5 protein-coding genes and 1 tRNA gene are annotated in these 8161 nt (G+C 76.1%); 4 read left to right on the forward strand and 2 right to left on the reverse strand.

Features of this window, described 5'->3' with window-relative positions:
* The first annotated feature begins 417 nt into the window (after positions 1-417).
* From IH80_RS0137525 to IH80_RS0137540, 4 genes are all read left to right on the forward strand, one after another.
* Positions 418-1884 carry an SWIM zinc finger family protein gene (locus IH80_RS0137525; RefSeq protein ID WP_078906962.1) on the forward strand — a complete coding sequence of 489 codons (1467 nt, stop codon included), beginning with the start codon at positions 418-420 and terminating at the stop codon, positions 1882-1884.
* On the forward strand, positions 1881-4568 hold the full coding sequence (locus IH80_RS0137530; protein WP_030966379.1) for a DUF6493 family protein: 2688 nt from the start codon (positions 1881-1883) through the stop codon (positions 4566-4568). Before IH80_RS0137525 ends, IH80_RS0137530 begins: the two co-directional genes overlap by 4 nt.
* Positions 4569-4730: 162 nt before the next feature.
* Positions 4731-5555: a MerR family transcriptional regulator gene (locus tag IH80_RS0137535; RefSeq protein WP_030966380.1), complete on the forward strand. Its 825-nt coding sequence runs from the start codon at positions 4731-4733 to the stop codon at positions 5553-5555.
* Positions 5556-6486: 931 nt separating this feature from the next.
* Positions 6487-6957 (forward strand): hypothetical protein, encoded by a 471-nt coding sequence (locus IH80_RS0137540; RefSeq protein ID WP_030966381.1) that lies wholly within the window; start codon positions 6487-6489, stop codon positions 6955-6957.
* Between the two features lie 162 nt (positions 6958-7119).
* On the opposite strand, the gene IH80_RS0137545 is transcribed toward IH80_RS0137540, so the two are convergent.
* Together IH80_RS0137545 and puuE are read right to left on the reverse strand one after the other, a co-directional pair.
* Positions 7120-7194, reverse strand: a tRNA-Trp gene (locus IH80_RS0137545).
* Between the two features lie 31 nt (positions 7195-7225).
* Positions 7226-8161, reverse strand: a 936-nt coding sequence (gene puuE, locus IH80_RS0137550) for an allantoinase PuuE (RefSeq protein ID WP_324609452.1), incomplete at its 5' end; no start/stop codon positions are given.

Below are 8161 nucleotides of genomic sequence, written 5' to 3' on the forward strand. Positions count from 1 at the left end.
TGTCTCGTGGGCTCGGAGATGTGTATAAGAGACAGCGCCCGTACCCGCCGCCCCTGCAGGCACCCGCCGTCCCGGCACCCGCCCGTATCCGCCTCCCCGCTGCACCCCGTGCCCGCCGGCGGCCGTCCCGGCACCCGCCCGTATCCGCCGCCCCGCTGCACCCCGTGCCCGCAGGCACCCGCCGCCCCCGCAGGCACCCGCCGTCACCACACCCGCCCGTACCCGCCGCCCCGCTGCACCCAGTGGCCGCCGGCCGTCGCCGCCCCGCTGCACCCCGTGCCCGCAGGCACCCGCCGTCCCGGCACCCGCCCGTACCCGCCGCCCCCGCCGGGCACCCCGCCGTCACCGCACCTCCCGGTACCGCCCGTGGCTGACGTACCGTCAGCGTTGTCGGTGTCCGCCCCTACCTTTGCGCCCATGAGCCGATCCATCCAGGCACTCGCCTACGCGCGCCCGTCCGCCCTCACCACCGCAGGCGGAGCCGGCCTCCTCGGGCTGGAGACCTCCGGCGGGCTGACCCCGGCGGGCCGCGAAGCCCACCCGCAGTTCTTCGCCGGGTTCCTGAGCGCACCTCAGGCCGCCGCCCGGGGCCTGCTCGCCGTCGCCGACGTCGCCGCCGCCCGCTACTACCAGCGCACCCTGCGGGCCTCCCTGGACCCGGTCGTCACGGCCGGCGGCGACCGGCTGCGCTTCGAGTCCTTCTCCGGCTGCTGCGGGGTCTACGCCCGGCTCGACGTGCTTTCCGAAGGCCTCGACGGCGCCGACACCGGCCACGGCACCACCAACGTCGACGTCAACAACCCGCTGCGCGAAGCCCTGTCCCGGCTCGGCGGGGACGAGCCCCTCCACCTGCGCGTCGGCCCCGACGAACTGGCCGTCACCACCCTGGACGGCCCCCTGGTGGAGAAGAAGGTCCCGCTGCCCGACCGCTGGCTGCGCGGCTTCGCCGAAGCCCAGGTCATCACCGCAGCCTTCGACCTGCGCGCCGAACTGCCCGCGGCCGAGGCCGTACGCTTCCTGCGCTCCCTCCCGCGCACCGCCACCGCCACCACGACCGGCGGCGGCCGCGCAGCCCTGTGGGTGGTCCCCGCCGGCCGCACCCTGCGCCCCACCACCCGCCCCGTCCCCGGCGCCGTCTGCCTGCCCGGCCCCGAACGGCTGGCCGCCCTGCAGCGGGTGCTGCGGCACGCCACCGCACTGCGCGTGTACGGGCCCGCCGGCCACGGCGGCGCCACCACCGCCGCCGCCTGGGAGGTCGCCCTGCCCGGCATGCGCCTGACCCTCACCCTCTCCCCGGAGCCCGGCCGCGGCTTCTCCGGCGAGGGCGCCGTCCTGGAGGCCCTCGCCACCGACGAGGCCGCCGCCGACGCCGACCTCGTCTCCGTACTCCTCTCCTGGGAACCGCGCATCGACATCGCCGACCTCGCCGACCGGAGCGGACTGACCCCGCAGCGCGTACGCGCCGCCCTCACCCGCCTCGGCACCGCCGGCCGCGTCGGCTACGACGCCGCGGACACCGCCTACTTCCACCGCGAACTGCCCTACGACGCCCACCGCGCCGAGACCCGCAACCCCCGCCTCACCGCCGCCCGCGCCCTGCTCGCCGACGGCGCGGTCCAGCTCCACACCGCCGCCGCCGGGCCGGGCACCGCGACCGTCCGCTCCGGCGAACGGCACTACCAGGTCCGCGAAGCCGCCGGCGGCGTCCTGAGCTGCACCTGCCAGTGGTGGGCCGACTACCGCGGCCGCCGCGGCCCCTGCAAACACGCCCTCGCCGTCCGCATGGCCCGCCGCGACCGGACCACCACCGCCCCCTCCCACACCACCACCGCCACGACCGCCACCACTGCCACGACCGCCGCCGCTGCCGGAGACCTGCGATGAACACCCTCCTCGATGCCGTCCGTACCGGCCGCTGCGACCGGGTCACCACTCTCATCACCCCCCTCACCGACGGCGAACGCCGCGCCCACCTGCCCGAACTGACCGCCCTGCGCCGCGAGATACGCTCCTGGGACTGGAGGCGCCGCTGGGACGCCGAGCCCACCCTGCGCGCCCTCCACCTCGCCGGAGCCGCCTGCCACACCGGCCCGGCCGCCGCCGCCTCCTGGATCGCCGCCCGCGACCTGCGCGACACCCGCCCCCGCGACACCGCCCCGCTGGCCGCACTCCTCGCCGCACGCGACCGGGCCTGGCGCGCCGACGTCGCCCACCGCCTCGCCGCCCGCACCGCCACCGTCGAGGACGACTACCCCCTCATCCGCGCCCTCCTGGAAGGAACCGGAGCCCCCGCCCCCACCACCGACGGCTTCGTCCACGCCTGGGCCCGCGCCACCACGACCGGCACCGACACCACCACCGTCCCGGCCGGACGCCGCCCCCGCCCCCGCCCCAGTCCCCGCCCGCTGCGGGTCGCCCTGCGCGAGGACCCCTACACCGCCGAACTCGTCCCCCACCTGTTCCAGACCGCCGAACCCGCCCCCGCCCTCACCTGGTACGACGACCCCCGCACCCCCGGCCGCTGGCCCGCGGAACTGGCCCACCTGGCCGCCGAGGGCACCGTGGAGCGCCGCGTCCTCCTCACCGGCAGCATCAACCGCCTGCTGCGCGGCGGCCGCACCGCCCACCTCGCCTTCTACACCGACCTCCTCGACGTCCTCGACCCCACCACCGACGAACGCGCCGAGCACACCGCGGACTGGATCGCCCTGGCCGCCGACGCACCCTCACCCACCGCCGCCCGCGCCCAGCAGACCCTCACCGCCCTCTTCGAAGCCGGCCGGCTCCCCGCCGACCACCTCGCCGACATGTCCGCCGCCGTCCTCTTCCGCCCCGAGAAGAAACTCGTCCGCGCCCAGCTCGTCCTCCTCGGCAAGGCCCTGCGCCGCGACGCCGCGGACCGCTTCACCCTGCTGCCCGCCACCGCCGCCACCTTCGGCCACACCGACACCGCCCTGCAGGACAAGGCCCTCAAACTCGTCGCCGCCCACCTGCGCCCCGACGACGACGCCCTGCGCGCCGACCTCGCCTTCGAGGCCGAACAGCTCGGCCCCGCCCTGCGCCGCACCGCCGCCGCCCTCCTCGGCGCCATCGCCGACCCGGCCGGCGACAGCCCCGACGGCTACGAGGAGACCCTCCCGGCCGTCCCCGCCCGCCGCCCCCTGACCACCGCCGGCCGGTCCCTCGCCGAGACCGTCGAACTCGTCGCCGCCCTCGCCAAGACCAACGCACCGACCGCCGAGGAGACCGAGACCGCCCTGGACCTCCTGGTCCGCCACGCACACCAGGACCGGACCGCCCTGGCCGCCGCCCTCCTGCCGGCCCTCGCCGACCGTTACTGGGCCGGCCAGGACGCCGGCCTCGCCGACCCCGCCCACCTGTCCGTCCCCGAACTCCTGGCCGCCGCCGTCCTCGGCCGCCTCGACCCCGCCGACCTCTCACCCCACCGCCCGGTCGACGGCAGGGGCTACGGACAGAACTGCATCCACGACGCCCTCCAGCGCGTCACCACCGCCCGGGCCCGGGAAGCCGCCCTGCGCGTGCTCACCGCCCCCCTGCCGTTCCTGCTGGCCACCCCCACCTGGGACTGCGGCACCCTCGAACCGCACGACCTCATCAGCCGCCTGACCGCCTACGGCCGCCAGGGCACCGCACCCGCCCCCGCCGACTTCGCCCAGGCCCTGCTGCGCGTACGGCGCGACCCGCAGGCCGCCGGCGCCGCCGCGGCCCTCGCCACCCCCGAAGGCCGGCGCCTGGCCGACTGGCTCACCACCGGCGCCGCCGCCACCCCCCACACCCGCCACGTCACCGACCAGGACCGCGGCCCGCGCAACTGGTGGGGCTCCGAACGGCAGACCGTGCGCCGCATCGTGCTGGAACTGCCCGAACACCCCATCGTGCAGCGGGAGTTCCCCGCAGTCTTCCACCCCCTCGGCCGCCCCCGCACCGGGACACCGCACTGCTGGCACTGGCGCGGCCAGGAACTCGCGCACCTGGCGGTCCTGCCGCAGGACCGCGAGAGGCAGGCCGTGTGGCTGCTGCCCGAACTCACCGAATGCGCCCTCGCCGAGGACCGCGGCGCGGGCGAGGTCCTCTCCCGGCTCGCCGAACTGGGCGGCCCGGCCGGCCCCGCACTGCACCTGGCCGTGGCCACCGCACTGGGTGCCCGCCACGCCGAGGACCGCCTCGCCGCGGTCGACGCGCTGCTCGTCCTGGCCGCACGCGGCGAACTGGACACCGCCCTCCTCGGACGCGACCTGGCCGAACTGCTGAGCCTGGGCACCGTCAAACCCAACCGGCTGGCCGACGCCGCCCGCACGGCCGCGGCGACCGGAGCGTACGCGACGACCTGGGCCGCCCTGGCTGTGGCCCTGCCCGCCGTCCTCACCGACGGCCCGGCCCGCGGCGCGGGCGAACTCCTCGCCGTCGCCGCCGACTGCGTGGAGCACTGCGGAGCCGGCGGCCCGCTGCCCCAGGGGCTGGCCGAGGCCGCCGCCCGCAAGGGCACCTCCCAGCTGGCCACCCAGGCCCGCCGCCTGAAGACCGCCCTGACCGCCACCACCGCATAACCCCCGCCCCGTGCCCGCCCTTCTGCGTTGCGCGGGCCGGTGCGGATCCGTCAGTTTTCCCGCGAGGGGGCGGGGACCGCGAACGTCGTGGCCTGGGCCGGTGCGGAGGGGATGAGGGCCCGGGTTGACCCTGACCCTGGGGGAGAGGGGAGCGTAGTGGCCATGGAGGAAGAAGCACTGCTCAGCATCGGCGCGTTCGCCCGCCGGGCACGGCTGTCGCACAAGGCGCTGCGGCTGTACGACCGCCACGGTCTGCTGCCGCCCGACCACGTCGACCCCGCCACCGGCTACCGGTACTACCGGGAGAGCCGGCTCGCCGCGGCCCGGCTGATCGTGCGGCTGCGCGGGCTGGACATGCCGCTGGCCGACGTCGGCGCGGTCCTGGCCGCCCCGGCCCCCGAGGCGGCCCACCTGGTGGCCCAGTACTGGGACGGCGTCGAGCGCCGGCACGCGGCGCAGCGCGAGCTGGCGGTGCACCTCCGTATCCACCTGCTCGGAGACGAAGGGAGCCCGGACATGTACGAGATCCAGGAACGCGAGGTGCCCCAGCAGCTGGTCCTCACGGAACAGCGGCACATCACCCCGGAGGAACTGCCCGACTGGATCCCCGCCGCCCTGGGCCGGCTGGCCCCGGTGGCACAGGCGCACGGGGGGTTCTTCGGCCACCCGTTCGTCGTCTACCACGGGGAGGTCAACGAGGACGGCGACGGCCCGGTCGAGCTCTGCGTCCCGGTGGACCCGGCCCGCGCCGGGCAGCTCCCGGTGCCCTCGCGCACGGAGCCCGCCCACACGCAGGCCTACACCCGCCTCACCAAGGCACAGACGGCCTACCCGCAGATCCTCTCCGCGTACGACGCGGTCTACGCGTGGGCGCAGCGCGAGTCCCGCACGACGGCGGCGGCGCCCCGCGAGATCTACTTCGCGGACTGGTCGGAGATCTCCCCGGCCGACCCCGCCTGCGACATCGCGGTCCCCCTGGCCGACTGACCGCCCCGCCCCCGCCGCACACAGCGGGGGATGCCCTACCGCAGGTCCGGTCCGGCGCCGGACCGGTCCGCCGCGCTCCCGCGTCCACCGGCTCCTGCGGGGAGGAACCGGGCGGGGAGCGCCTCCCGGCCCGGTTCCGGTCGCGGTACCACGCACCCGCGCCGACCAGTACGGCCGCCCCGGCCCCGTACCGGGGCAGCCACAGGGCCGTCGCGGACGCCAGGCAGCCGGCGACGGTCTTCTCCCGCCCTTTCTCCTGCGCGTACGCCACCGCGGCGGCGTCACCGCCGGCCGGCTCCGCCACCGCCGCCCTCGTACGCATGACCTCGTACCGGCCGACGGCCTCGCAGGCGCTGCGGGTGCCCGGCATCGGGAACAGCCACTTCCAGCGCTGCCGCATGGGGGCCACCGCGATCGCCGCGCACAGGCCGACGACCAGCGCGTACGACCAGGGCGCGCACGTACGCCGTGCGGATGCCGGGCCGCCAGGCCGGCCGCACCTGGAAGGCGAAGACCCACCGCGAAGAACGTCATCCCGATGTACGGGGCGAACCGCTGCCAGGAGCCCTGCGCGAGCGCGAACGTCAGCACGGCGGCGGGCCCGACGCCGATGACCCCGGCCTGGCCGGCGGTGTCGCCGCCCGCTCCGGCGGGCGCGGGCCTTCGCTCTCGAGGGCCGGGGTCGCCGGGCATCGGCATCCGCCGCGCGCCGCCGCGGGCCCCGGCGCCATGCCGCGGGCGGGCGGGGACCGACGGGGTCCCGGACGGGGCCTGGACGGGGGAGCCGCGCGGCCTGTCACGCGCCTGTGACAGTCGGCGGACCGCTTCATGAAGTACGGGAGCCAGTCTTTTAACCAGAGAACGAAACGGGCATTTCGCCCAAGGTTCTCTGGAACGGCCCCCTCCCCCCACCCTCATCGGAGTCATTCTCATGTTCCGCACCACCTCCCGGAAGCAGCGTTTCGCCCTGTACGCCGTCTCGGCCGCGATCGTCGGAGGAGGAGTGCTGGTCCCCACCAGCGCGTTCGCCGCCCCGTCGACGGCCGCCGCGTCCACGGCCGCTGCCCACGTGAAGAGCGGTCACGGGAACCACGACAAGAAGGAGAAGTGGGAGAAGAAGAACGACAAGCACGACAAGGGCAAGAAGAACGAGAAGCACCGCGGCAAGAAGGGCAAGGTCCGCGACGTGGAGAACATGCCGGGCTGCAAGTTCTACCAGGGCAAGGTCTACTGCGAGCACAAGCCCGACAAGCCCGCCCCGGCCCCCAACCCGGCCCCGAAGCCCGACCCCAAGCCGGCGCCGAACCCGGCCCCGAAGCCCGACCCCAAGCCCGCGCCGCACACGGACCCGGTCGTCCTGGACAAGGAGAACCCCGACAAGGTCCAGACCCCCGCGTCCTAGCCCACGCCCCTCGGAAGGCCGGCACTCCGAAGACCACGGCCGACCCGCCCGGCCCCCGCGAGACCCCCCTCACCGGGGTCCGGCGGGGGCTCCGCGGCAGCCGCGGTACGCACCGGGGGCGGTGGACGGAGCGGGCGGGGCGGACGGAGCGGGCGGGGCGGACGGAGCCGGCCGGATTCGAACCGGCGTCCTCACGGTTTTGGAGACCGCGCGCGACGACCTCTGCGCTACGGCCCCGCCCGCCGGCATCCTAGAGGGCCGCACGCGTTCACCCCACGGGCGGGTGCGTGGCCAGCCAGTGCCGTGCGATCTGCTCCCGCGTGGCGACCCACGCCCCGCCCCGCCCCGCGACGTGCTTCAGGAACCCCTCGAGCGCGCGGATCCGCCCCGGCCGCCCGATGATCCGGCAGTGCATGCCGACGCTCATCATCCGCGGCCGGTCGGCGCCCTCGGCGCGGAGCGTCTCGAAGGTGTCCACGAGGTAGGCGAGCATGTCGTCCGCGGTCGTGAACCCGTGCACGATCAGGAACTTGAAGTCGTTCGCGTCCAGGCTGTACGGCACCACCAGGTGCGCCCGCCCGCCCGCCTCGACGTAGAACGGCAGGTCGTCGGAGTAGTCGTCGCTGTCGTAGAGGAACCCGCCCTCCCCGGCGACCAGACGCCGCGTGTTCGCACTGGTCCGACCGGTGTACCAGCCCACGGGCCGCCGCCCGACGAGCCGCCCGACCGTTTCGACCGTGCGCGCGATGTCGGCGCGCTCGACCTCCTCGGGCACGTGCCGGTAGTCGATCCAGCGCCGGCCGTGGCCCGCCACCTCCCAGCCGGCCGCCCCCATCGCGCGCGCCGCGTCCGGGTTGCGCTCCAGGGCCTGCCCCACGGCGTACACGGTCAGCGGCGCACCGTGCGCGGTGAGCGTGCGGTGGATGCGCCAGAAACCGGCGCGCGCCCCGTAGGCGAACATCGACTCCACGTTCAGGTCGCGCCCGCCCGTCACGGGCGGCGCACCGACGATCTCGTGGAGGTACCCCTCCGAGGTGCGGTCGCCCTCCAGGACGTTCTGCTCCCCGCCCTCCTCGTAGTTCAGCACGAGGCTGACGGCGACACGGGCACCCCCGGGCCACGCGGCGTGCGGCGGCTCGGCGCCGTAGCCGACGAGGTCACGCTGCTGCTCGGACACGGCCCGCACCCTACCCCCGCCCACCCG

It is taken from the genome of Streptomyces sp. NRRL S-378 (assembly GCF_000720645.1).
Classification (GTDB): Bacteria; Actinomycetota; Actinomycetes; order Streptomycetales; family Streptomycetaceae; genus Streptomyces.

Bases quoted from the DNA above. Each gene is read 5' to 3' on its own strand.
- IH80_RS0137540 (WP_030966381.1), top strand. From the start codon at position 6,487: ATGTTCCGCACCACCTCCCGGAAGCAGCGTTTCGCCCTGTACGCCGTC.
- IH80_RS0137530 (WP_030966379.1), top strand. From the start codon at position 1,881: ATGAACACCCTCCTCGATGCCGTCCGTACCGGCCGCTGCGACCGGGTC.
- IH80_RS0137525 (WP_078906962.1), top strand. From the start codon at position 418: ATGAGCCGATCCATCCAGGCACTCGCCTACGCGCGCCCGTCCGCCCTC.
- IH80_RS0137535 (WP_030966380.1), top strand. From the start codon at position 4,731: ATGGAGGAAGAAGCACTGCTCAGCATCGGCGCGTTCGCCCGCCGGGCA.